The organism is Paraburkholderia adhaesiva (assembly GCF_021390575.1).
In the GTDB taxonomy this organism is placed as follows: Bacteria; Pseudomonadota; Gammaproteobacteria; order Burkholderiales; family Burkholderiaceae; genus Paraburkholderia; species Paraburkholderia adhaesiva.
The window spans coordinates 412198-435996 of record NZ_JAJEJQ010000002.1; the positions used below are offsets into that span (position 1 = coordinate 412198).

The following is a 23799-nucleotide window of genomic DNA, read 5'->3' on the forward strand; positions in this document are numbered from 1 at the left end:
AGCCGTCAGGGCTGCGGCACCGCGGCCTGCGTCGCCTGAACCTCGAACGGCTCGCCCGTCGAGAAGAACGTGCCGCCCGCTACGTAGTGGCAGGTGCGCAGCCCGGGCTCATCGTCGAAGTGCCAGCGGTTGTCCGAATACACGCGGCGGTCCGCATACGCCGCCACCACCTCCGCGAGGATCAGGTCGTAGCGCTGGCTCTCGTCCGGGATCACCTTGCATTCCATCCACGCGGTGCACGCCGAAAGCATCGGCACGTCGATCTTCTGCGCGCGGAAGGTCTGAAGCCGGAATGCCGCGAATTTGTCGAGCTCGAGGCCGGCACTCGTGCCCACCGCGAGCGTTTCTCTCGCGAACGCCACGCCCGGCACCTGCAGGCCGAACACACCGCTCGCTTCGATGAGCCTGCGCGTGAGCGTGCTGTTGTCGATCACCACGACGACCTTCGGCGGCGAGAAGTCGAGTGGCATGGCCCACGATGCGGCCATCACGTTCGTGCGCCCTTCGTGCTGGCTCGTGATGATCGTGACAGGGCCGTGATTGAGCAGGCGCGTGCAGTGCGCGAGATCGACGGTTTCGCGGAAATGTCCGGCGGTCATGATGCGGTCCTCGGATTTGATGCGAGGGCGCGGCACGCGCAGCGCCCGGATGTCATTGCCTGGGCGGCCGCCGCCGCCCGGCCGGCCATACGGTCACTCGGTCACAGATAGCTGCAGACGTAGTCGAGCGTTTCGATCACATCGATGTCGAAACGGCTCTTGCCCGGCACCGAAAACGATTCGCCTGCGCTGTACGTTTGCCACTCGCTGCTGCCGGCGAGACGGATGCGGCACTTGCCCGCCTGCACTTCCATCAGTTCGGGCGCGTCGGTGCCGAAGTTCAGCGTGCCAGGCAGGATCACGCCGAGCGTCTTGCGGCTGCCATCGGCGAAAAGCACGGTGTGCGAGACGCACTTGCCGTCGAAATAAACGTTGGCACGTTTGATAACGGAAACCTGGTCGAATTGCGTTGCTGCCATCATGGGGGTCTTCCTCTAGGTCGTCGTGAATGGAATTGTGGGGCGCGCGGGCAATCCGGCGTCGGGCGTCGGGTGTGCCCGTCCTGGCGATGCCGCGCGCCGCGAGCCCGACATGATACCGGCAGTGTGCGCCGTCTGCGATTTTTCCGCAGCGCATGGGTAAATCCGTTTGCCGGCCTCCAGGCGCCGGTCTCCGTTGCGATGAAGGCGTCGTCCGCACCCTTTGCGCATCGTTTCGATCCCGTATTTCGCTGAACTTGCTAGGATGTTTGGGACGGTATGTCCTGTTCCGTCGCCACGTCGTTTTTCCCATCGCTTTGTTTCATTCGCCTTTTGCGATTTTTCGCCGAAGCGGTGACTTCTGTCGCCCGGGCGCCGGATCACGATGACCGGCTGTCGCCCGAATAACGTCAAAGGAGCATGACCATGCCGTACGTTATGACGAAGGACAATGTCGAAATCTTCTACAAGGACTGGGGTCCGAAGGACGCCCAGCCCATCGTCTTCCATCACGGTTGGCCGTTATCTTCAGACGACTGGGATACACAGATGCTCTTTTTCGTCCAGAACGGCTACCGCGTAATCGCGCATGATCGCCGCGGGCATGGTCGTTCAACACAGGTCTCGGATGGGCACGACATGGATCACTACGCCGCCGACGCCTTTGCGGTTGTCGAAGCACTGGATCTGCGTAACGCGGTGCATATCGGCCATTCGACGGGCGGCGGTGAGGTGGCGCGTTATGTGGCGAAACACGGGCAGCCCGCTGGGCGCGTAGCCAAGGCCGTTCTGGTGAGCGCCGTGCCGCCGCTCATGCTCAAGACCGAGGCTAATCCTGAAGGACTCCAGATCGAAGTATTCGATGGTTTCCGGAAGGCGCTTGCCGACAATCGAGCCCAGTTCTTCCTCGACGTTCCGGCCGGCCCTTTCTACGGCTTCAACCGTCCGGGCGCGACGGTCCATCGTGGCGTGGTCCAGAACTGGTGGCGGCAGGGCATGATGGGTAGTGCGAAAGCGCATTACGAGGGCATCAAGGCGTTTTCGGAAACGGATCAGACGGAAGATCTTCGGTCGATTACGGTCCCCACGCTCGTGCTGCATGGCGAGGACGATCAGATCGTACCGATCGCCGATTCGGCGCTGAAGTCGATCAAGTTGTTGAAGAATGGGACGCTGAAGACGTATCCGGGTCTTCCGCACGGCATGCTGACGCTCAATGCCGATATTCTCAACGCCGATCTGCTTGCCTTCGTGCGGGCGTGAAGGCGAGGACATGAGCCCGCTTCGGCGGGTTTTTTCATGCCCCGGTGGTGGCGATCGCGCTTTGACGCAGCGCCTGAGCAACGACGACGAACGCAGGAGTCGGTTGCCGGCGGCTCGGATAGTACAGGTGAAAACCGGAAAACGACGGACACCAGTCGGATAGCACGCGCAGCAGTTCCCCGCTCGCGAGTTGTGACTGCACCCTTTGTTCGGGAACGTAGGCGAGGCCGACGCCAGCAAGGGCGGCCTTTACGGCCATCGTCGCCGTGTTGAACACGAGTTGTCCTTCCACGCGCACGTGCAGTTCGCGCGCCCCTTTCCTGAACTCCCACGCGTAAATGCCACCGGCCGTTGGCAGCCGGATGTTGATGCAGTTGTGCGCGGTCAGGTCCTGCGGCGTCTTCGGCTTCGCGTGCCTCGCGAAATACTTCGGCGTACCGACTACGGCCATGCGCACATCGGGTCCGATGCGAACGGCGACCATATCCTTGGCGACCTGCTCGCCAAGCCGCACACCGGCATCGAGCCGTTGTTCGACGATGTCCGTGAGTCCATTGTCGATGACGATCTCGATTGTGATGTCCGGGTAGTCGGGCAGAAGGCGTTCGATCACGGGCCACAGCAGCATTTCCGCCGCGTGGTCTCCAGCGGCGATGCGCACCGTGCCCGCCGGCGTGTCACGCAGCGCGGTGAGCGCATTCAGCTCGGCCTCGATCTCATCCAGGCGGGGGCCGACCGACTGGATCAGCCGTTCGCCGGCTTGTGTCGGCGAGACATTGCGAGTGGTTCTGGTCAGAAGCCGGAGCCCGAGCCGTGCTTCCAGATTGCGCACAGTCTGGCTCAGCGCGGACTGGGACACGCCTAGCTTTGCAGCCGCCCTGGTGAAACTTCCCTCGCGAGCGACCGCAAGGAATGCCGTGATATCGGATAGATCGGAGCGCGCCATTTATAAGCCTGCCTTCTAGCATCATGCGGATTTTAGCTCTTTATCGCTGGCAGACGCGTTGCTAAATTGACGGTCGAGATACCAACGCAAGGAGCGTCCATGGAAATCACGAGAAGCGGCTCGCAGCCTTCGGCGAAAGGGCCCGCGGAATACTTCACGGGAACAGTCCGGGTCGATGCGCCGTTCGCAGGCGAGCAGCCGGCCCGGATCGGCGGCGCGACGGTGACGTTCGAACCGGGTGCGCGGACTGCCTGGCATACACATCCGCTCGGTCAGACGCTGATCGTGACCGCAGGCCTCGGTTGGGTGCAACGCGAGGGCGGTGCACTTCAGGAAATCAGGCCTGGCGACCTCGTCTGGATCGCACCCGGCGAAAAGCACTGGCACGGCGCGACCGCGACGACGGCGATGACACACATCGCTATCGCTGAAAAGCTCAACGGCAGCCCGGTCGACTGGATGGAAAAGGTTACGGACGAGCAATACCTGGCTGGCGTGAGCGATCAGGGAGTTGGGGCATGAATAAACGTATTCTCGGAAAGAGCGGGCTGGAAGTCTCTGCGATCGGTCTCGGCTGCATGGGTCTGAGCTACGGCTATGGGCCCGCAACGGAGAAGGCCGACGCAATCACACTGATCCGGTCCGCCTTCGAACAAGGCGTCACATTTTTCGATACCGCCGAAGCGTATGCGCAGGGCGCAAACGAAGAACTGCTGGGTGAGGCGCTGGAGCCGTTTCGCGATCAGGTCGTGATCGCGACCAAGTTCGGCTTCGAAGGCGGAGACGTTCAGAAGGGCGTCAATAGCAAGCCGGACAATATTCGCGCGGTGACCGAGGCGGCACTCAAGCGGCTGCGCACGGATCGCATCGATCTGCTCTATCAGCATCGGGTCGATCCCAATGTGCCGATGGAAGACGTCGCAGGCACGGTCAAAGACCTGATTCAACAAGGCAAGGTCAAGCATTTCGGCATGTCCGAAGCGGGTGTCGAGTCGATTCGCCGTGCGCATGCAGTGCAGCCCGTTACTGCGCTGCAAAGCGAGTATTCGCTGTGGTGGCGCGAACCGGAAAAGGACATCCTGCCGCTGCTCGAAGAACTCGGCATCGGCTTCGTGCCGTTCAGCCCGTTAGGCAAGGGCTTCCTGACCGGCGCAATCGACGCAAGCACAGGCTTCGACAAATCCGACTTCCGCAATGTCGTGCCACGCTTCGCTGAAGAGAACCGCAAGGCCAATCAGGCGCTCGTCGACGTGCTAAAGGCGATTGCAGCCAGTCTGAACGCGACGCCGGCGCAAGTCGCGATCGCGTGGCTGCTCGCGCAAAGGCCGTGGATTGCGCCAATTCCCGGCACGACGAAACTGCATCGACTCAAGGAAAACATCGGCGGCGCTGCGATTGAACTGACGGCAGGCAACCTCGGCGATATCGATGCACAACTCGCGAAGATCACGGTGCAGGGCGACCGCTATCCCGCTCATCTGCAAGCGCGCGTCGGCAGGTAACTTCGATAGAGGCAACGCGCCATCTGGCGCAGGGAAGGACACATGTCAGAAAACATTGCAGGCAAGGTTATCGTCATCACCGGCGCCAGCAGCGGACTGGGTGAGGCCGCGGCCCGGCGCCTCGCGGCAGACGCCGCGAAGCTCGTACTTGGCGCTCGCCGGGTCGACCGCCTCAAAGCGCTCGCCGCCGAACTGAAGCTCCCCGAAGACGCGGCAGTCGAAATGGACGTCACCGATGCCAAACAGGTCAAAGCGCTAGTCGACGGCGCTGTTGCGAAATACGGCCGCATCGACGTGATGATCAACAACGCAGGCCTGATGCCGCACTCGCCTCTGGAGCGCGGAAAGATCGAGGACTGGGACCGGATGATCGACGTGAACATCAAGGGCGTGCTGTACGGCATCGCCGCCGCGCTTCCCCACATGACGCGTCAGAAGAGCGGCCACATCATCAACGTGTCGTCGGTGGCGGGCCATAAGGTCGGCAAGAACAATGCCGTGTATTGCGCGACGAAGACAGCCGTGCGCGTACTTTCCGAAGGACTGCGCCAGGAGGTGAAGCCGTACAACATCCGCACGACGATCATTTCGCCGGGCGCGGTGCAGTCGGAACTGCCGCAGAGCGTCACGGAAGCGGACGTGGCGGCAGGTATCGCCGATTTCTACGAGAAATTCGCGATTCCCGCGGACAGCTTTGCCCGCATGGTGGCCTTCGCGATCCAGCAGCCCGACGACGTGGATGTGAACGAGATCCTGTTCCGGCCAACGGCGCAGGAGCTGTGAAGCGAAGACCCGCTCAATCGCCTTCCGGCATCTTCGACGAATGGTGGCTGGTAATCAGCCACTTATGTCCGTTCCACCCATAGGTGAACGTATAGCGCGCTTTGACCACGGTGCCGTCCGCGTACTTGAACGTGTACAGTCCTGCGTCGATCGCCGTGTTGCAGTCGATGATGACAAACCGGAAGTCGATCGTGCCAACGGGTTTGTGTTCGAGGAAATGCCTGAAATAGTCTTCCTTCTCCTCGACGGTCAAACGCACCTTGTTCGAGACAGTCGGAATAAGGATCGAACGCGGCGCGTAGTTCGCCGCGACCTTCGCCGGGTCACCCGTCTTCAGCGAATCGTTCCAGCGATCGAACAGTGCGGAAATCTGCTTCTCCGATGTGGGATGGCAGGCTTCGGTCTTCGCGACTGCGCTCCCATGGACGGCAACACCCAGCACTGCAGCGACCGCGAACGACCTCGACAGGCGGACCTTCATGATTCACCTCGCTGGTAACGGAACGACGTGTGACGAGCGCTAGTGCGTTACGTTACTCCTTGTCGCGATCGGGCACCTTGCTCCAGCCCGCGCCCGGGTCGAACGATTTCGTGGCTCGCGCTTTCTCCGCGCTGTTCGGCCCGAGGTCGCGCTCATAGACCTGACCGGAATGACTCACCATGAACGTCTTGATTCCGGTCTCACCGTACTTCACCGGCCAGGCGATGACCGCGAAGCCCCCAAACAGCTTGCCTTTCACGACGTAGTCATAGGCGCCACCAGGCGCGTTTGGCCCCTGGGACTCCAGCAGTTTGAAGTGGTACCCGTAGTAGCCGGCGCTCTTCGCGTTACGCGAACTCGCATCGACGAAGGCGGCACCGAGTGGACTCGGCGTGTCATCCGGCCCGGTCGGCCAGTAAAGTCCGTCGTGCTTGCCAGGCGAGCTCACCATCTTCGAGGCATAGGCGAGCACCCCTACGCCATCGTGATTGGTCTGCGCGTATTCGCGCTGCGCATCGAAGATCGCCAGCATCGTCTGGATGACGGCCAGCTCGTTGCGGCCGATGCGTTGCACGCGCATGTCTTCTGCGCCAGCCCGCGTGTCGAAATGCCATCCCTGATCGTTCTGGACGAGCGGGACCGGGAACGTCCAGCCATCGTCGCCCACGACGATGTGCGCGCGCCCGGCTTCGCCGGTCTCGATGGTGTGGGACTTCGCCCACTCGGCAATGAATGTATCCCTCACCGGCGCGCCGAAAGGTGGAATCAGCTCGCGAAAATTGTTGCCGAAGATCGTGCGCAACGCGTCCTCGCGATCCTTCACGATGGCGTCACCAAACGCATTCATCGCGGCCTCGGGCGAGCTGAAGCTCTTCTGTGCGTGGGCCACGGGCACGGCCGCAACCGACAGCGCAACGGCGGCCGCGAGGTTCGCGAACGTCAGCGTCAGCAGTTTCTTCACTTCTTGCAGATGAACGTTCATGGTTCACTCCCTAGCGTCTGCCACCACGTCCACCACCACCACCGCGCATGCCACCGCCCGAGGGCCGGCTGAAGCCTGAACCCTGCATGCTCCGGCTGCCCCGGTCGAAGTTGCGCTGCGAGGCACCGCCGCCTCCTCCGACGCCTGAAAACGCGCCGTCACGTCCGCCGCTGTATCCTCCGCCGCCGTAGCTCGCGCGATTGCCGTTATTGACCCGATTCACATTGCCCGCGGAACCGCGATTACCCACGCCGCCCGCGGATCGGTCTGCTACCGACGCTCGATTGCCCGCGCCACCCCGATCTGCGGTGGCCACGCGGTTACCCCCTTCGCCACCGCGCCCGCGATACTGGGAACGCCTGTCGGCTCCCGACGAACCGGCGAACTTGTCGCGCGTGGCGTTATCCCGGTAGGCGACGCCTTGACGATGGCCCGCATCGTGCTGCCAGCGGCCGCCTCTCTCTCCGCCATTCTTGAGTTTCGAACTGTCGAAGTTGCGATCGACGTTCCGGGCCCTGTCGGAGTTGATGTTGATGTCACCTCCGCCCCAGCACGAGTTGCAGTCGCTGAAGATCGCACCGGCAGCGGCAAGGCCGATGCCCCACGCAAATCCCGTCGCGAGTGCCGCGCCGGGATAATAGCCGGGGTAATAGGCCGGGTACGGCGGCCAGTAGTAGGGCGGATAGGCCGGGTAACCCCACGCGCCGTACACGACTGCCGGGTCGTAGGCGGGCACATAGATCACTTGCGGATTCGCCGGCTCGATCCGCACGATGGACGTCTGGCCACCGGCCGCTGGCTCTTCGATCACCTGTTGTTGCTCGTTCGACTTGAGGTTCCCCGCCTCCTTCGCGCGCGAGCGCAATCGCTGCACTGCGGCGAACACGTCTTGTTGCTGTGCGAGGAACGCATCGCCGAGCTTCTGTGTCCAGTCCAGCTTGTCGTACATCGGCTCGAGAATCTGGGGGAATGCCACCATCGACTTCACACTGGCGTCCCACGGCTGATCCTGGACCGCCTTCACCGCGGCATCGCCCTTCACGTCCGGGTGCGCTTTCACCCATCGCGCCGCATGGACGATTTCGAGCGGATACGTGGACGCCATCAACACCTGAGCCAGAACCGAATCCGGATAGAGCGCGATCGGCGCAACCAGCGCCTCTATCTGCTCTGGCTTGTATGGCGAAGGTCCGTCAGGTCCAGAATCCGCGAAGGCGGGAGCTGCTACCAGCAGGACCAGCCACAAAAGCGCGGCCTTCACCCATCGTTCGTTGCAGTTGCTCATGTCCCCTCCGTACGGCGGATGTCGATGCGGACAACGATGCGTTCTTTCTAGTCATGCCACCGCGGAACATCAAACTGAGGAACACCCTTTTTGATTGAGGCGTCTTTGGGGTCGTGCGGCCGGGCGCAGGTTCGTGACCGGTTTCGCCCGGTGTTGGCCGTTCATGGAATTCGGGGGTATTTGTCGGATAGGTCGTCTTATGCTTTTGTATCGTAGTTCGGGTTGCGCACAAAACAAAGATCGTTCGTGAATGATTGCGCTTCGTTGTCGGCCCACATTGACGCAAGCGGCGAAGGGTGCGTCTGTGCTTTCGGCGCTGAATGACTTAACGCCATGCACTTCCAAACTGTATGTAAAACGCGTTCTGGTCTTTGCTATGGGCGACATCGATGCCAATGGACGCACCCAGCTTGCGTGCGATGAGATAGCGAAACCCCGTCCCAACGCTCGTTACGTTCTGTGCCTGAGAAAAGCTTTCCAGCCGACCATAGGCTTTGCCTAGCCCTGTGAAACCGAGCAGTGACCATCGCGGCGTCACGTCCCAGCGCAGTTCCGCCTCAGTGGAGATGGCATTGCGGTTCTGGTAGCGACCCTTCTGCACGCCGCGCAGATCGACATAGGGCTGTGCGAAGAACGGGATGTCGCCTGTCGAAAATTTTGTGTCTACGCGCAGCCCCAGAATGATCGTGCGCGTGAGAGGAATCCACTTGAAGGCACGAGCGGCATACACGTCGTAGTTCTGGGTACCGCCAAAGCCTGTCCTTGCAAACTGCGTTTCGAATTCGGCGAAGCTGCCCGAGGCGGGGTAGAAGATGTTGTCGCGTGAGTCGTAATCCAGAATGAGGCTTCCGGCGCCGATGCGCACGTTCTTCTGAAAGTTGAGCACATCGGCCGGTATGTTGCCGCCTGAGAAACTGGACGTTGAATCGAAGAAGACATAGCGCACGCCCGCATACCATCGGCTGTTACCGAGGCGCACCAGAAACTGCTGGAGCAGCGCATTTCCCTGCAGGGTATAGGCGCGCGGCTGACCGGAAACGCCGAAATAGTCGAGGTTCGCGTCGACCTTTGCTATCGCGCCGAGGTAGCGGTAGCGGTCGTCATCCCAGGTATGGAAGTGGGCGGCTGCTGCGGCCCACGTACCATTTTGCGTATACAGGCCGCCCACTGCCGTGACGTTTGGGGGCGTCCGGCTGGGCTGGTCGGCGGACGAATTCGCCGCGGCTTCAGCGATCGGCCCGGAAAAGAAGAGCAGGGCCAGCCCAAAGCCGTAGCCGACTGCCGGTTCGGTAATCACCACCGGTACCGGCAAGGCGCCCTTGTGCTTGAGAAGGAAGTCGCTCAGGTCCAGCTGGCCGTCTTCCGGATCGAAGAAACTGAGCCGCTGGCCCTCATCGGCGCGCGCGTCGATGCACGCTGTGACGGCCGTCGCGACCATCGCCGCAGTCACCGTCACAAGTGCGGTATGACAACGCATCGCCGGGTTCCCTTTTCTGATCAACGGGTGCGCGTTCAATCGTCTGCGAATTGAATCTCGGGTAACGCTCATGCAGTCGCGTGCACCTGGCGTTCCCGTAAATCAAATAGGAGTATTGATTTGTAGGTCCGCGACTATGTGCTCCGGTCTAAAGGCAAGGCCCCATGTTTGCAGGGAACATCTTTCGTTATCAAGCTCTGCTCGATCCGTCGACGGCGGCGATGGCGACGCGTCTTTGAGGCGGAGACTTGATGGTCGGCCGCCTGAAGGCGGGATAGCCGTCACTCGTGCAGGCTTCTTCCGACCGATGACTTGAAGGCGGCACGGTGTGGTCATCCGTGGCGAGCGCAGACGTCCATCGCGCGTAGCGCCGCCAGATCTACATTCGGCCAGTGGGAAGCCGTACCGGCGGCGCCCTCAGCGCTCCTTATACCCCGTCCCGCGGCACCTATTCCGGCCTCACCGCCACGCAAGCCTCGGACGTCAGCATCAGGAACGTAAAGCTCTCCTGAAGATAAAGATGCACGCTGTGTTCATCGTGGCTCTGATACCCGATCGACACGTCCTGCCCAAGGTGAAGCGCGAAGTCGCCGCCACGCGTGCTGAGAATGCAGCCACCGGCGATGGCAGGTGTCCAGATGATCTCGCCGCTCACGAAGCGACGGATGTGTTCGAGCACAGGATAGCCCTGGTCGTTCGCCTCGCTCACGGCCGTGTAGGCATCCGAGCCGAGCAGCACGGTGTAAGGGCCGTCCACGCCCTGCAGGCGCAGCTCTTCGAGCGCTTTCGCGATCACGGCCGGGTAGCCGGCAGTCTCCGCGGGCAGCAGCAGCACGGGGTTCGACGCACCTTCGCGGATGCCTGTGATCTGCGCGGCCCGGTAGCCGTCGAAGATCGCGCGGTCTTCCGCGAACGCGAGCCGCATGGCCGCATCCTTCGCGGGCTGCCAGTCGGAGTCCTCGGCGCCGTGTTCGACGTCGTCGATGGCGTCGCGCGACAGCGCGAACGGTACGTGCAATTCGACAAGCGGTTTCACTTCGCGCTGGCGCGCACGGATGCCTTCGAGCGGCGCTTCGATGCCGTTCTGGTGCCCCGTGCCGACGCCCGCGAGATCGGCGCCGCCCGGCCCCGTGACGTCCACGACGCGGCGGCCCGCGACGAGGCGCTTGAACGTGCGCGCGACTTCATCTTCGATCTGCGACCAGGCCGCGCTGGAAATGGGCGCCAGCTCGCGATGGAGATTATTCATACCGTGGTGCTCCTTTGAGGGATCCGATGGCAAGCGAACCATCGCTGGCTGGCGGGTCGAGTTTTGTCCGGGCGTCGGCGGTGTCCAGCGCGGACGCGACAGCAACGGTTTGCGCAGCACCGGGCTCGCGCCCGGCGAGCGCATCGAGCAGCGGCTCGGATGGCACGAAGAAGAGTCCACCCGTCACGGCGCGGCTGAAGTCGAGCAGGCGGTCGTAGTTGCCGGGCGGCAGTCCGACGAACATGTTTTCGAGCATCTGTTCGATGGGCTGCGGAGAGCGTGCATAGCCGATGAACCACGTGCCGAATTCGCCATTGCCAGGGTGGCCGAACGACATGTTGTCGCGCAGGATCTTGATCTCGTCGCCATCGGCGTCTTCGAGTGTGGTGAGTGCGCTGTGCGACCAGCTCGGTTTCACCGCGTCGTCGAGTTCGATGTCCTGGAGCTTCGTGCGGCCGATGATGTGCTCCTGTGCTTCCACGGACAGCGCATTCCAGCCCTTCATGTCGTGCAGATACTTCTGCACCAGCACGTAGCTGCCGCCCGCGAAGTCCGGGTCCGCATCGCCGATCACCGTGAAATGCACGGCCTCGTCGCCGACCGGATTTTCCGTGCCGTCGACGAAACCGATGATCGCCCGCATGTCGAAGTTGCGGAAGCCGTGAATTTCGTCCACGGTCGTCACGGCGCCTTCGAGGCGGGTCATCAGTTGCGTGGCGAGTTCGAAGCAGAGGTCGGTCTGGTCGGCGCGAATGTGCAGGAGCAGGTCGCCGGGCGTCGCCACCGCGACGCGCTCGCCCGTGCCGAATTCGCGGAACGGATGCAGTTCGGCGGGACGCGGAGCGCCAAAGAGCACGTCCCACGCCTGCGAGCCGAACCCCACGACGCACGAGAGATTGCCCGACGGCACGCGCTTGCCTATGGCGCGCGTGAGATTCGCCACATCGGCGCACCAGGCGCGCACGGTGGCGCGGCTCGCGTCGTCATCGTTGACGGTCGCGACGATGAAGAAGGCGTTGCGCGTGACGGGAGAGGAGACGGCCTGGGGGGCGGGCGGTGCTGAGGATGGCGTCATGGTCTGATGTATCGCTCGGCGTGTACCGGTGTACCGGGAAGGGGCAATCTGAGCGCCTAGTGTAGCCAACTGGCGAAATGGACGTTTGCAGCCTGGGCGGGCGGCGTGCGACGATAGTCGCTATCCTGGCAACGGAGATGCAACATGTGGGACCACACCGAGCACGAAGGCTTCGAGATCTGGGTACTGCCGATTCCGGCCTTCGGGCCGCGCTCGCCGGAACCGCTGTTCCACTACAGCGGCTACATCTGCCGGCACGGCGCGGATGCGCATCTGGACGGGCAAAGCATCCGCTTTCACGACATGATGCGCAATTTCACCGGCTCCGACGCGGCGCTCGATGCCGCGTATGCCGACGCCCGCAAGCGTATCGATCGCTTTCAGGCCACCGGGAGCTGGGCGGAACACGCGGGTTGACTGGCGGGCGCGCTGCTTCCAATCGCGCCTTTCACGGCGTCACGCGGGCCGCTTGCTGCACTGCGACGAATGCAGGCGGCTAGGGCTTCTCCGAAACGATCAGCGTCACAGGCCGGCCCTGGCAGCCGCTGCCGCCAGGCACGGTCAACACGCGCCATTGTGGGGGTTCGCCCGGCGCCAAAAGGTCGAGCGGGCTACCGTCCTCTTCGGGGATGGCCGTGAGCACGTTGAACGGCCACGATCCGCGCCGCAGCCGCTCGTGAATCAGCGAGCCCGTCCAGATTGGCACCGCAACGCCGCCGTTTTCGGGCCTCAGCGCATAGCCTGTCGGCCAGAAGCGCAGCACGTCGCGCTGGTCGTCAGGGCGTGTGGAATCGCCACGATGCGGCACGCGCGCGAACACGAGCGGCGATGGCATGCCATTGTTCAGCTTCGGCAGCAGCGGCAGCGTCAGCACGTTGACCTGCGGCGCTACGAGCGAAAGCGCGTCGCGCATCGTGAAGTGCGCGCCCTCGCTCCAGCCCGCGTCGCGCAGCGTGTCGCGCATGCCGTCGGCAGTGGCGGCCCACTGGAGCGTCATCGGCTCGCGGCGCTCGCCTTTCATGTCGAATCGATAGCACGCGAGCGTTTTCCAGAGCGCGCCGGTCCACTCCGTCTGCGAAACGACGACCGGCGGTGTTTCCACTGGCGCGGCACCGCGTCGCACGGTACCGGGCTGCAGCGCGAACGATATGGCCAGCACGGCCAGCACCACCAACGGCATGAAAGGGCGTGGCATCGGCCGGTTCGGATAGCGCCACAGCGACATCAGCACGATGGCCGCGATCCAGATCGAGGCGAGCGCGGCGCCGCCGATCGCATCGGAGAACAGGAAACGGTCGAAATAGAGTCCCGCGAACGTCGCGGCCACGATGATGACGTTCCCGAGCGAGGCGACCATGGCTCCCTGCAGCCTGCTCACGCGACGCACGAGCAGGAACATCAGGAATCCGTAGACGATCACCATCGTCGCCACGCGGTCGCTCGGGAACACGAACGCTGCGACGCTTTCGCCGCCGCGCGGTGCGTGACGAACAACGAGGCGGATCGAGAAAATCAGCACCTGCGAAACCGCCGCCGCGATGATCCAGTACGCGATGGTGCGCCAGTGCCGCTCGAACGCCATCCAGATGATGCCGGTCACGATGAGCGCCGCGAGCGTCCCGGTGCTGCCGAGCGTTTCGATGCGCGCAAGCGCGGCGTCGGCCCAGACCGAGTGGATCGAATGCAGGAACTGGCGCACGGAATGGTCCACCTGTGCGAGCAGATTGCCGTGCAGCAGGTTGCCCAGCACGTACGAGAAGATGGCCGCGCTGATCGGGAGGAACGCTGTGATCGCAATGACGGCGCCGAGCGCGGGCTGCGCCGGGTCGAGCAGGCGCGCGATCCGCCGTCCCGCTGCGCCGTGGTGCTCCTGCGCCCAGCGCGCGGCGCTGCGGCGCGAAGCGCTGGCCCATGCGTCGAGGTGCTGCAGGAGGATGCGCGTGAAGCGCCAGATGAGCCAGCCCACGATCGCGAGTATCACGACGATCACAACGAGCCGGAACGACACCGCGCCCGCGATCTGCAGCGAGGCGCCGAACACGACGCCAGGCAGGATATGAGCGGGCGCCCAGATGAGCGCGGAGATGACGTTCATCACGAAGAAACGCATCGGCGTCATGCCCGCCATGCCGGCGACGATCGGCACGACCGCACGCAGCGGCGCGACGAAGCGTGCGAGGATCACGCTGCGCGCGCCATTGCGGAGGAAGTACTCGTGCGCCTTCGCGAACATGTCGGGATAGCGCGAGAACGGCCACCGCTGCGCGAGCGCATCGCGATAGCGATGACCGATCCAGTAGCTGAGGGCGTCGCCGCCCACGGCACCCGCGATGGCCACGGCGAACAGCCAGCTGAGATTGACCGTGCCCGTGCCCGCGAAGGCGCCCGCGATGAACATGGCCGTGCTGCCCGGAATGAACGTGCCGATGAGCGCCATCGATTCGAGGAACGACGCCGCGAACACGACAGCGAGCGTCCACTGTGCGTGCGCGGTGAGCAGTTGCAGCAACTGGAGGTAGGCGTACTCCATCGACAGGCGGGCTGGGTAGCGGTTGGGTCGGGTGTCACGCGCGAGGCGGCATCCGCAAAATATACCCGTACGCAGTCCGGAGCGTGCTGCGGGGCGTCAAGTCGCGCCTGTCGATCGGGAGGCTGTGAGTCCGCGCCACGCGCCTCGAGGCACCAGGGCGGCGTGCAACCCGGCGTTGCGCCGGGTGCCGCGATGCACATCACATCGGCATTCAGTCCGCGCTGCGGCCAAACGCGATGTAGCGCGCGAGATGATGATCTTCGTCGCCGAGCTGATGATCGATCATGACGAGGCGCTTCGCGTAATGCGAGAGCGGTAGCTCCCATGTCATGCCGATGCCGCCGTGCAGCTGGATCGACTCTTCGGCCACGCGTGCGCCGATGCGTCCAGCCGTGTATTTCGCCGCCGAGAGCGCGCGTTCGCGTTCGGCACGCGGGGCGTCGATTGCCGCCGCCGCGTTGATGACCGACGAACGTGCCTGCTCGATTTCGAGCAGCAGGTCGGCCATGCGATGCTGCAGTGCCTGGAAGCTGCCGATCGGCGCGCCGAACTGCTTGCGCGTGCGCAGGTAGTCGAGCGTGTAATCGCGCGTGACGTCCATCGCGCCCAGTGCTTCGGCGGCGAGGGCGAGAAGGCCGTAGCCCGTCGCGTGTTCGAGCGTGGCGAAGCCGCTGCCTGCCGTGCCGACGAGTGCTTCTTCGCCGAGCGTCACATTGTCGAATGTGACTTCGGCTGCGCGCCCGCCGTCGATCTTGCGATAGCCGCGCACGTTCACACCTTGCGTGTTGCGCGGAACGAGGAAGAGCGAGATGCCGGCTTCATCGAATTCGCTGCCCGGATGTTCGACGCTGGTGCGCGCGGATACGAGCAGCAGGTCCGCTTGCTCGGCGTGCTGCACGACGCCCTTGGCGCCATGCAGTACCCAAGCGTCGCCGCGCTTTGTTGCGCGTGTCGTCACGCGCGACGCTTCGTAGTGCGAACCCGGTTCGTCGTGCGCCAGCGCAACGATCTGCGATCCATCGATCAGTGCAGCAATCTTCTCCTGCTGCGCGGCGTTGCCCGCGTGGGCGAGCGCGCGTCCGACGATGAGCGTATCGAGGAACGGTTCGACCACGAGGCCTCGTCCGAGCGATTCGAACACGACGGCCACGTCAAAGCCCTTGCCGCCATATCCGCCGTGCGCTTCATCGAACAGCGCGCCGATCACGCCGAGTTCAGCGAAGCGGTGCCACATGTCGAGGCTGAATCCCTCCGCCGAACGCGCGATCTTGTCGCGCGTATCGAATCCGTATTGCTCGGCGATGAAACGGTTGAGCGAATCCGCGAGCATCCGGCGGTCTTCGGTGTGCTGGAAATTCATGACGTCGCCCTTTACAGACCGAGAATCATCTTCGAGATGATGTTCTTCTGAATTTCATTGGAGCCGCCGAAGATCGACAGCTTGCGGTTGTTGAAGTAGAGCGACGCGGCGCTCGCGGCTTCGTCCGGCCCGATGGGTTCGCCTGTGTAGCCCTCTTCAAGCGCTTCCTCGACGAACGGCGCCGCGTACGGCCCCATCGCGCGACGCAGCAGCGATGAAATCTCCTGGCGGATCTCGGTGCCGCGAATCTTGAGCATCGAGCTTTCCGCGCCCGGCACGCCTCCACCTGCCACGGCTGCGATTACGCGCAGGTTCGTGGTCTTCATGTTTTCGAGGTCGATTTCGACTTTCGCGAGGCGCGCGGCGAACTGCGGATCTTCTGCGAGCGGTTTGCCGTTGCGTGTGATCTTTTGCGCGGCGCGCTTCAGGCGCGCGAGCGCTGCAACGGAAAAGCCGACGCCTGCGATGTTCGTGCGCTCGTAGGTGAGCAGATACTTCGCATACGTCCAGCCCTTGTTTTCCTCGCCGACGAGATTTGCCACTGGCACGCGCACATCGGTGAAAAACACCTCATTCACTTCGTGCTCGCCGTCGAGCGTGATGATGGGCCGCACTTCGACGCCCGGCGTGTTCATGTCGATCAACAGGAAGCTGATGCCTTCCTGCTTGCGCACGTCGGTTGCCGTGCGAACGAGGCAGAAGATCATGTTCGCGTAATGGCCGAACGTGGTCCACGTCTTCTGGCCATTGACGACGTAATGATCGCCATCGCGAACAGCAGTAGTGCGCACCGCTGCGAGGTCCGAGCCAGCGCCGGGCTCCGAATAGCCCTGGCACCACCAGTCGGAACCGTCGAGAATGCGCGGCAGCCAGTGGCGCTTCTGCGCAACGCTTCCGTATTTGATGAGCACAGGCCCGAGCATGTTCACACCGAACGGCACGATGCGTGGCGCGCCCGCAATCGCGCATTCGTTCTCGAAGATGAACTTCTGCACGGCGTTCCAGCCAGGGCCGCCGTACTCCTTCGGCCAATGGTTCGCGAGCCAGCCTTTCTCGTTGAGCGTGGCGTGCCAGGTCGCCATGTCGTCGCGCGTGAGGTGGCGGCCGTTGCGCACCTTGTCGGCGATGCGCTGCGGCAGACGTTCGCGCAGAAAATCCAGCACTTCGGCGCGGAAGGCTTCTTCTTCCGCTGTGAATTTCAGGTCCATGCTCGTCTCACCTCCTCACTGCATCGCTTTATCGGGCGGGCCCGAAGGCCCGCGCATGTTCACGCCGATTTCATGCCGATTGATCGAGGCTCGCGAAGTTCGCGCCGCGCTCCACCAGTTCGACGATGAGCGGCGACGGACGCCAGAACAGCGGGTCTTCCTTCGCGAACTCGCGGATGTCGGCCAGCACGTTCTCGAGGCCCACCATATCGGCGTACTTCATCGGGCCGCCGCGATAACGCGGGAAGCCGTAGCCGTAGAGCAGGGTCACGTCGACGTCGAGCGGACGCAGCGCGATCTTTTCGTGCACGACGTTGGCACCTTCGTTGATCATCGCGGCCATGTAGCGGCGGATGATCTCTTCGTCGGTGAAGCTGCGCGGCTTGATGCCGGCGCGTTCGCGCTCGGCGTCGATGATGGCCTCGACTTCCGGATCGGGCGTGCCGGTGCGCGCACCTTCCGGGTAGAGGTAGAAGCCGCGGCCCGTCTTCTGGCCGAACCAGCTACGCTCGCAGAGGCGGTCGGCGATCTGCACGTAGCGTGCGTTGGGATCGCGCGTCGCGGCGCGGCGTTTGCGCGAGGCCCAGCCGATGTCGCCGCCCGCGAGATCGATGACCTGGTACGGGCCCATTGGGAATCCGAAATCGCGCACGGCCTTGTCGATCTGATACGGCGAGGCGCCGTCTTCCATCACGTGATCGGCAGCCGCGCGATACACGGCGAGCAAGCGGTTGCCGATGAAGCCGTCGCACACGCCTGCGCGCACGGGCACCTTGCGCAGCTTCTTCGCGAGTTCGAAGGCCGTTGCGACGACGTCGGCCGTCACCTGCTTCGGCACCACGACTTCGAGGAGCTTCATGATGTTCGCAGGCGAGAAGAAGTGCAGACCCACGACATCCTGCGGTCGCGAGACGCTCGCCGCGATGGCGTCGATGTCGAGATACGACGTGTTGGTGGCCAGCACGGCGCCCGGTTTGCAGACGCGGTCGAGTTCGGTAAAGACGGCCTGTTTGACGCCCATCTCTTCGAACACGGCTTCGATCACGAGGTCGGTCTGCGCGAGCGCGTCGTACGACGTGCTGCCGCTGAAGCGGGCGAGGATTTGCGCCTTCGCGTCCGCCGTCATGCGGCCCTTCGCGATGAGGCCGTCATAGACCTTCTCGACGTGCGCGCGACCGCGTGCGAGCGAGACGTCGTCGCGCTCGATCATCGTGACGGGCAGGCCCGCGTCGAGTGCCGCGACGGCGATGCCCGCACCCATCGTGCCGCCGCCGATCACGCCGATCGTGTTGATCGCGCGCGGCGTTGCGCTCTTCGTTTCGGGGGCTTTCTGCACTTCCCGCTCGGCGAAGAACGCGTGCACGAGGCCCGCGCGCTGCGGGCTGTCGAGGCATTCGAGGAACTGCTTGCGCTCGAAACGCAGGCCATCGTCAAAGGATTCGTTCAGCGCGGCTTCGACGCAATCGACGATCTTCATCGGCGAGAAAAGTCCGCGCGACTTCTTGGCGGTGTCGGCGCGTGCAGCCGCGATGGCAGCCTGCGCGGCCTCGCGGTTGGCGAGACCTTGCGCGTCGCGCGTGCGGCGCGCCGGTGCTTGCGCGGCGAGCAGTTCCTGCGCGTAGGCGAGGCCTTCGGCGAGGACATCGTCGCTGGCGCCCACGCGGTCCACGAGGCCGAGCTTGAGCGCTTCCTGCGCGCTCGCATGGCGGCCGCTCAGGATCAGCGAGAGCGCCGCTTCGGCACCGATCAGGCGCGGCGTGCGCTGCGTGCCGCCCGCACCGGGCAAGAGACCCAGCTGGACTTCGGGCAGGCCGAGCTTCGCGCCCGCCACGGCGAGCCGGTAGTGCGCGCCGAGCGCGACTTCGAGCCCGCCGCCGAGCGCCGCGCCGTGGATCGCGGCGATCACCGGCTTGCGGCACGCCTCGATGCGGTTGCAGACGTCGGGCAGCGCGGGCGGCTGCGGCGGCTTGCCGAACTCGCGGATATCGGCGCCCGCGATGAAGTTGCGACCCGCGCCGACGAGCAGCACGGCCTCGACGGCATCGTTGGCGTCGGCGTGCTCGATCGCGGCGGCGAGGCCGCGGCGCACATCGACGCCCAGCGCGTTGACGGGCGGATTGTCGATGGTGACAAGCAGCACTTTGCCGCGCAGTTCATACGAAACGGGGGAAGGATGGATGCTGTCGGATGCCATGTCTCGTGTCTCCAGAGGGCGGGCAAGGGGCGCGCTGGACGCGCCGGGTGGTCGCCTGGTGGTGGGATGATCGCCGGATTGTGGGCTCGCCAAGGTTTATTGACAATTGCATTGGAGGTTGACAGACTGTCAAAATATCCTTGACAGTGAGCCGGCCGTGGACGTCAACGCGCTAACCCTGCTGGTGGAGATCCTCGACGCGGGCAACCTGAGCGAGGCCGCGCGGCGGCTGAAGATGAGCCGCGCGAACGTCAGCTACCACCTCAACCACCTCGAAAAATCGATCGGGCTGCAACTCGTGCGGCGTACCACGCGCCGGGTCGAGCCGACCGAGATCGGCCTGAAGCTCTACGAGCACGGCCGCGCGATCCAGAACGCGATCCTCGCCGCGCGCGAATCGGTCACGACGCTCGGGCAGACGCTGCAGGGCCGCGTGCGGCTCTCGGTGCCGAGCGGCTATGGCCAGCTCGTGATGTCCGACTGGCTCATCGAGTTCAAGCGGCTTTATCCGGGCATCGTGCTCGACGTGATGTTCGAAAATCGCGTGGAGGACCTGATGCGCGACGAAATCGATATCGCGGTGCGTGTGATGTCGGAGCCGCCGCAGAATCTCGTCGCGCGTGACATGGGGCCCGTGAGGTACGTGGCGTGCGCTTCGAAAGCATGGGGGGAGACGCACGGCATGCCGCAGCGGCTGGAGGATCTCGGCACCGCGCCGGTCATTACGGCAGCCGTGGTGGGCAGGCAGTTGCGCCTCGCAGGCTATCTCGGCGACGCGCGGCACGAAGTGCTGCTGGAGCCGACGATCATTTCGGAGAACTTTCTTTTTCTGCGCCAGGCGGTCCTGGCTGGGCTGGGTGTCGGCATTCTGCCCGACTACGTGGTCCACGACGACTTGCGGCGCGGCGATGTCGTGACATCGCTCGATCCGTGGCGGCTCAGCATATTCGGCACGCAGATGTACATGCTCTATATGCCGAACCGCCATCACACGCGGGCCGCTTCCACGTTCATCGAGTTCGTGCTTGCAGAAGCGCGCAAGGCAGGGCGAGGGGCCGGCGCCTGAATCACGTTCCCTTTTTCTGCGCCGTCGTGAAATCCGTTCGCCGGACGTTTTTCACATCGTCGTCCCAGAGGGGATTGACCGGGAAATGGTAGCCGTAGTCCTTGGCCTCCTGTATCAGTTCCTTGAGTTCATTCTGGTTGTGGACAACGCTGATTTCGTCGAATTTTCCCATCTTGAAGGGCAGCACGAACGTTGCGGGATAGTTGGCACTCGGGTCGGTCGCCGGGCTTCCGGAGTCTGCATTGTGGTGGACGACTTTCGCACGCGGCGCCTCGACTTCCAGCATCAGATCATTGTTGATGACCGGAATCAGGTTGCGAATGCGCTCCGTGGCGTTGCCGATATCGGCGTCTTCTTTCTGGTAGAACGTATTCGGATCGTTATATAAGTCCTGCAGCGAAGGATTGAGTCCGTTCGAATTCTTGTAGCTGTCGATGCGTCGGCGAAACACCTGGTGCGACACATCGGATACCGGCAAATTGTCCTGAGGTCCGAGGTCGCTGATATGGGGGCCGACGACTAACAGATCGTAGTCGGCGGTCAGGGGCTTTGCGCCGGGCGTGGTGGGGGCCAGCACGTCGATTGGCTTGCCGTGACTCGTGATCGTGAATCGTTTTTCGCCTCTACCTTTCACGGGCGTTGCTTCGAAGTGGTATTGCTTTCCACTCGGCGCGGTGGCCGTAAAAAGACGAATCCCTTTTGCGTCGGGCGCCGACATCGCCGAGACAGCTCCGAACTCGTTCAGCGTTTCCAGCCTGCTCGACGACAACTCCAGTGGCACTTCTACGACTTCCTTGTTTTGAAGGCTCTTCTGAACCTCCGCATTGAATTTACCGATACGTGCCGGATCAGCTCCTTCGAGTTTGCTAAAACCTTGATCGACACAGATCAGCCCCGCCTGCGGTCCCCACGATGCGCTCTTCCCTTTGACGTGAAAGCCTTTGGTTTCGTAGCCTTCTTCAATCAATCCGGTCGCAAACTTGTCGACAGGCCTGATGCCGATGATGGTGTTGTACTGATACGAAAGTTTCTGCAGTTTGGGCAGATCGCTAACGACGACACCCGTGTCGTCTTCCAGTTTCAACGCCATGGCTTCCAGTCGCGCGGGATAGCTCGCCGACGTTGGGTCGGGCAAATGTTCGCTCCGTATATGAAGGTCACGCTCGGCCACGCTGGCCGCGCCAGGCGTAATCGCCTGGCGGTTGGGCACAGGTTCGGCATCGAGATACGGTAAATCCAGATGCTTGCCAAAGGCCCAGTGAATTTCCGGCTTGGTCGAACCGATCGACGAGCCAGCATTTTTCTGCTGAGGTAGCTGAAAAGCGAATTCACTCGTTTGCGGATCGTATCGCCATTTTGAACCCGGGATGCCGGAGGGGCTCCACATCGAAGGCGGTTGGCCAACGCCCATTTCTGCACCGCTGGACGCGAGATCGTGCATCAGTTGCAGGGTCGACACTGCCGCCGCGACATTGCCCCCGATGCGGTCGTTCGCCGTCATGCCGTGGAGGCTGTCATGAGCGCCAAAAACCATATTGCCCACGTTACCGACCAGCGGCAGGTAGCCGAATGTGTTGCCCCAGATTTCCTTTGCCGATTTCCAGTTTTGCTCGTCGGCGCCGAACACCTGTGTCTGGTCTGCCCATTTGGCGTTTTTCGCATTGACGGCCTTGTATTGTGAGGCGATGCCAGAATCCGATTTCAAATCGCCATACTTCAACTGATACTCGCTGCTCCGCGCCCGGGTGTAGTTAAAAAGTTCTCGGGCAGGAATGGATTGGTCGGAAAAGGCATTTTTGTAGCCGGGGTACGTGGTGTCGTTTCCCGCGATTAAATTGTCCAGGACGTCATCCGCTTTGGGCCAATGGGCATCCAGGCCGCCTTGCCTGTCGCTGGCATTGAAACTCTGACGCACGCTGTCGTAGTTATTCTTTGCCCATTTAGCAAAATCGTCGTCGCCTTTTATTTCGCTGACGGTGCCTCGATTCAGGTCGATCATCAAGCCCTGGTTGGGGCGATTCTCGTAGTTTCCGTCATAGGGCGTGTAAGGAACAAACGCGTGTCCTGCTATTGGATAGCCGTATACGTTGGGCACAATAATTTGCCCATCGTGGTCCAGTGTCTGGTCGACGGCCTGCTGCCCTTCAGGGCTTAATTGCTTGAAAGCAGTCTCGTCGGAACGCAGGCTTTGCAACGTTGCCTGCGTACTGTATGCATCTGCTTTGCCGGAGCGTGCAGCGAGGATTTCCGAAACATCGCGCATCGGCGCCGCCACGTCTTGTTCCCACCGGGACTGTAGCGTTTGACCAATGGACTCCAGATCGTTGACCTTCGCCTGGTCCGCCGGGTCGATCTGCATGGACTCGAAATTGATGATGCCGCCTGATGCCGGCTCGTCATGCTTGAGCACGCCCGCGGCGATTTCCCATGCCTTATAGGTGCGTTCGGTGCTGTCGGTCTGCGATTCAGGGTGGCCGAGTCCTGTGTAGCGGTTAAATTGCACTTTGATATCTGCGTCGGGCGAATAACCGGCGGCCAGCAAACCCCCGCTGAAATAACCCGAAGGTGTTGTGAACGGCCGAGCGTTCAGGAATTTGATGTTTCGTTCCGCTTCGGTGCCGCTTTCCACATTTGCCATCTGCGTTTTCACGCGGTCGCTATAGTCCGCCACAAGTTGTTCGCGTTGCTGCAGGGAGCAGTTCTCATCGGGTAACGACGCGGTGTTCGCACCGAAGATCGTGGAAATCGGGGTAGGGCCCACGTCAAGCCCAGGAGTGGAAAGCGCCTGCGAACTGCGGGCTGGCTGCCCCGCAGCAGTGGCGCGCCGGTTTGAACCAGCGGAGCCGCCGGACGCACTACGCGTGTTGTCGGCACGAGCTCCGTTGGCGGGCGCAGGCACCGGCGTGGTGGCCCGACTATCGCGCGCCGGATCGTAGGACAGATCGTAGGTTGGATGCGGAGTGATGTTGTCGACTTGCATTTCTCGATGTCGATGGTTGGATCGAAATCGAGTATCGGTGCGCCGTTCTATATCGTGGAGATACCCGCGTGTAGTCAGGCAAACGCACGGGCCCCAATCCTGAGCCTGTTTGTCTTGCGTGCATCGGGCCGAAACCACGCCTTCCGTGCCACACACCCGCACCGTATGTTCATACAGTACGCCGCGAAACCCGCCGCGAAGCCGCCGCAATCAACCCGCGAACGCTCCGCACGCTGCAGAAGTCAGCGACTCGCGACGTACTCGCATCACGCGTAGGCACGTCCCCTACCGCAAGTGTAGGAGGGTGACCCATCCACTCCTGCGTCGCGTGCAACCACAATTCGTGCAGGGCCGGGTTCGGTCTGGCCGCGGCGTGCCGGCGTGACAGCAACGGCAAGAT

Annotated in this window: 20 protein-coding genes; 6 read left to right on the forward strand and 14 right to left on the reverse strand. The window is 63.0% G+C overall.

The genetic code is table 11. The features are described 5' to 3' along the window. Positions 1-5: 5 nt before the first annotated feature. Together L0U80_RS17435 and ppnP are read right to left on the reverse strand one after the other, a co-directional pair. Positions 6-599, reverse strand: a complete 594-nt coding sequence (locus L0U80_RS17435; RefSeq protein ID WP_233867434.1) for a flavin reductase family protein — start codon at positions 597-599, stop codon at positions 6-8. Positions 600-700: 101 nt separating this feature from the next. Further along, the gene (ppnP, locus tag L0U80_RS17440; protein ID WP_233867436.1) at positions 701-1021 is read right to left on the reverse strand and encodes a pyrimidine/purine nucleoside phosphorylase; all 321 of its coding nucleotides are present in this window, start codon (positions 1019-1021) and stop codon (positions 701-703) included. Between the two features lie 423 nt (positions 1022-1444). Between ppnP and L0U80_RS17445 the strand changes: the two genes are divergently transcribed. Then, on the forward strand, positions 1445-2281 hold the full coding sequence (locus L0U80_RS17445) for an alpha/beta fold hydrolase (RefSeq protein WP_233867438.1): 837 nt from the start codon (positions 1445-1447) through the stop codon (positions 2279-2281). 34 nt (positions 2282-2315) lie between these two features. Here the strand turns inward: L0U80_RS17445 and L0U80_RS17450 are convergent, their stop codons facing one another. After that, positions 2316-3227, reverse strand: coding sequence for a LysR family transcriptional regulator (locus L0U80_RS17450; RefSeq protein WP_233867440.1), 912 nt, complete (start codon positions 3225-3227; stop codon positions 2316-2318). 99 nt (positions 3228-3326) lie between these two features. Between L0U80_RS17450 and L0U80_RS17455 the strand changes: the two genes are divergently transcribed. The 3 genes from L0U80_RS17455 to L0U80_RS17465 are packed head-to-tail and all read left to right on the forward strand — an operon-like array spanning position 3327 to position 5512. Continuing rightward, entirely contained in the window at positions 3327-3749 is a 423-nt protein-coding gene (locus L0U80_RS17455; RefSeq protein WP_233867443.1) for a (R)-mandelonitrile lyase, read from the forward strand. Continuing rightward, entirely contained in the window at positions 3746-4729 is a 984-nt protein-coding gene (locus tag L0U80_RS17460) for an aldo/keto reductase (RefSeq protein ID WP_233867446.1), read from the forward strand. Before L0U80_RS17455 ends, L0U80_RS17460 begins: the two co-directional genes overlap by 4 nt. A 42-nt stretch (positions 4730-4771) precedes the next feature. Then, on the forward strand, positions 4772-5512 hold the full coding sequence (locus L0U80_RS17465) for an SDR family oxidoreductase (protein ID WP_233867449.1): 741 nt from the start codon (positions 4772-4774) through the stop codon (positions 5510-5512). 13 nt (positions 5513-5525) lie between these two features. On the opposite strand, the gene L0U80_RS17470 is transcribed toward L0U80_RS17465, so the two are convergent. The 6 genes from L0U80_RS17470 to L0U80_RS17495 form a co-directional block, all read right to left on the reverse strand. Next, positions 5526-5993: an SgcJ/EcaC family oxidoreductase gene (locus L0U80_RS17470; protein WP_233867469.1), complete on the reverse strand. Its 468-nt coding sequence runs from the start codon at positions 5991-5993 to the stop codon at positions 5526-5528. Between the two features lie 52 nt (positions 5994-6045). Then, a complete protein-coding gene (locus tag L0U80_RS17475) occupies positions 6046-6975 on the reverse strand; it encodes a DUF2950 domain-containing protein (RefSeq protein ID WP_233867497.1) in 930 nt (309 codons plus the stop codon). A 10-nt stretch (positions 6976-6985) separates the two neighbouring features. After that, positions 6986-8260, reverse strand: a complete 1275-nt coding sequence (locus L0U80_RS17480) for a DUF3300 domain-containing protein (protein WP_233867500.1) — start codon at positions 8258-8260, stop codon at positions 6986-6988. A gap of 325 nt (positions 8261-8585) precedes the next feature. Continuing rightward, complete coding sequence (locus L0U80_RS17485) at positions 8586-9698, reverse strand: BamA/TamA family outer membrane protein (protein WP_233871377.1); 1113 nt, start codon at positions 9696-9698, stop codon at positions 8586-8588. A 487-nt stretch (positions 9699-10185) separates the two neighbouring features. Further along, a complete protein-coding gene (locus L0U80_RS17490) occupies positions 10186-10986 on the reverse strand; it encodes a family 1 encapsulin nanocompartment shell protein (RefSeq protein ID WP_233867503.1) in 801 nt (266 codons plus the stop codon). Further along, a complete protein-coding gene (locus L0U80_RS17495) occupies positions 10979-12061 on the reverse strand; it encodes a Dyp-type peroxidase (RefSeq protein WP_233867506.1) in 1083 nt (360 codons plus the stop codon). The genes L0U80_RS17490 and L0U80_RS17495 overlap by 8 nt, the downstream gene beginning before the upstream one ends. Before the next feature lie 144 nt (positions 12062-12205). Here L0U80_RS17495 and L0U80_RS17500 point away from each other — a divergent pair, with 144 nt between their 5' ends. After that, complete coding sequence (locus tag L0U80_RS17500) at positions 12206-12478, forward strand: hypothetical protein (protein ID WP_233867508.1); 273 nt, start codon at positions 12206-12208, stop codon at positions 12476-12478. Between the two features lie 79 nt (positions 12479-12557). Here L0U80_RS17500 and L0U80_RS17505 read toward each other — a convergent pair whose 3' ends face one another. The 4 genes from L0U80_RS17505 to L0U80_RS17520 form a co-directional block, all read right to left on the reverse strand. Continuing rightward, positions 12558-14591 carry a VTT domain-containing protein gene (locus L0U80_RS17505; protein ID WP_233867510.1) on the reverse strand — a complete coding sequence of 678 codons (2034 nt, stop codon included), beginning with the start codon at positions 14589-14591 and terminating at the stop codon, positions 12558-12560. Between the two features lie 211 nt (positions 14592-14802). Then, positions 14803-15951 carry an acyl-CoA dehydrogenase family protein gene (locus L0U80_RS17510; RefSeq protein ID WP_233867512.1) on the reverse strand — a complete coding sequence of 383 codons (1149 nt, stop codon included), beginning with the start codon at positions 15949-15951 and terminating at the stop codon, positions 14803-14805. 11 nt (positions 15952-15962) lie between these two features. Beyond that, complete coding sequence (locus L0U80_RS17515) at positions 15963-17159, reverse strand: acyl-CoA dehydrogenase family protein (protein WP_233867514.1); 1197 nt, start codon at positions 17157-17159, stop codon at positions 15963-15965. Positions 17160-17229: 70 nt separating this feature from the next. Further along, entirely contained in the window at positions 17230-19353 is a 2124-nt protein-coding gene (locus L0U80_RS17520; protein WP_233867516.1) for a 3-hydroxyacyl-CoA dehydrogenase NAD-binding domain-containing protein, read from the reverse strand. Positions 19354-19510: 157 nt separating this feature from the next. On the opposite strand from L0U80_RS17520, the gene L0U80_RS17525 reads away from it, so the two are divergent. Next, positions 19511-20419, forward strand: coding sequence for a LysR family transcriptional regulator (locus tag L0U80_RS17525; protein ID WP_233871380.1), 909 nt, complete (start codon positions 19511-19513; stop codon positions 20417-20419). A 1-nt stretch (position 20420) separates the two neighbouring features. On the opposite strand, the gene L0U80_RS17530 is transcribed toward L0U80_RS17525, so the two are convergent. After that, a complete protein-coding gene (locus L0U80_RS17530; RefSeq protein WP_233867518.1) occupies positions 20421-23399 on the reverse strand; it encodes an anthrax toxin-like adenylyl cyclase domain-containing protein in 2979 nt (992 codons plus the stop codon). Positions 23400-23799: the final 400 nt, after the last annotated feature.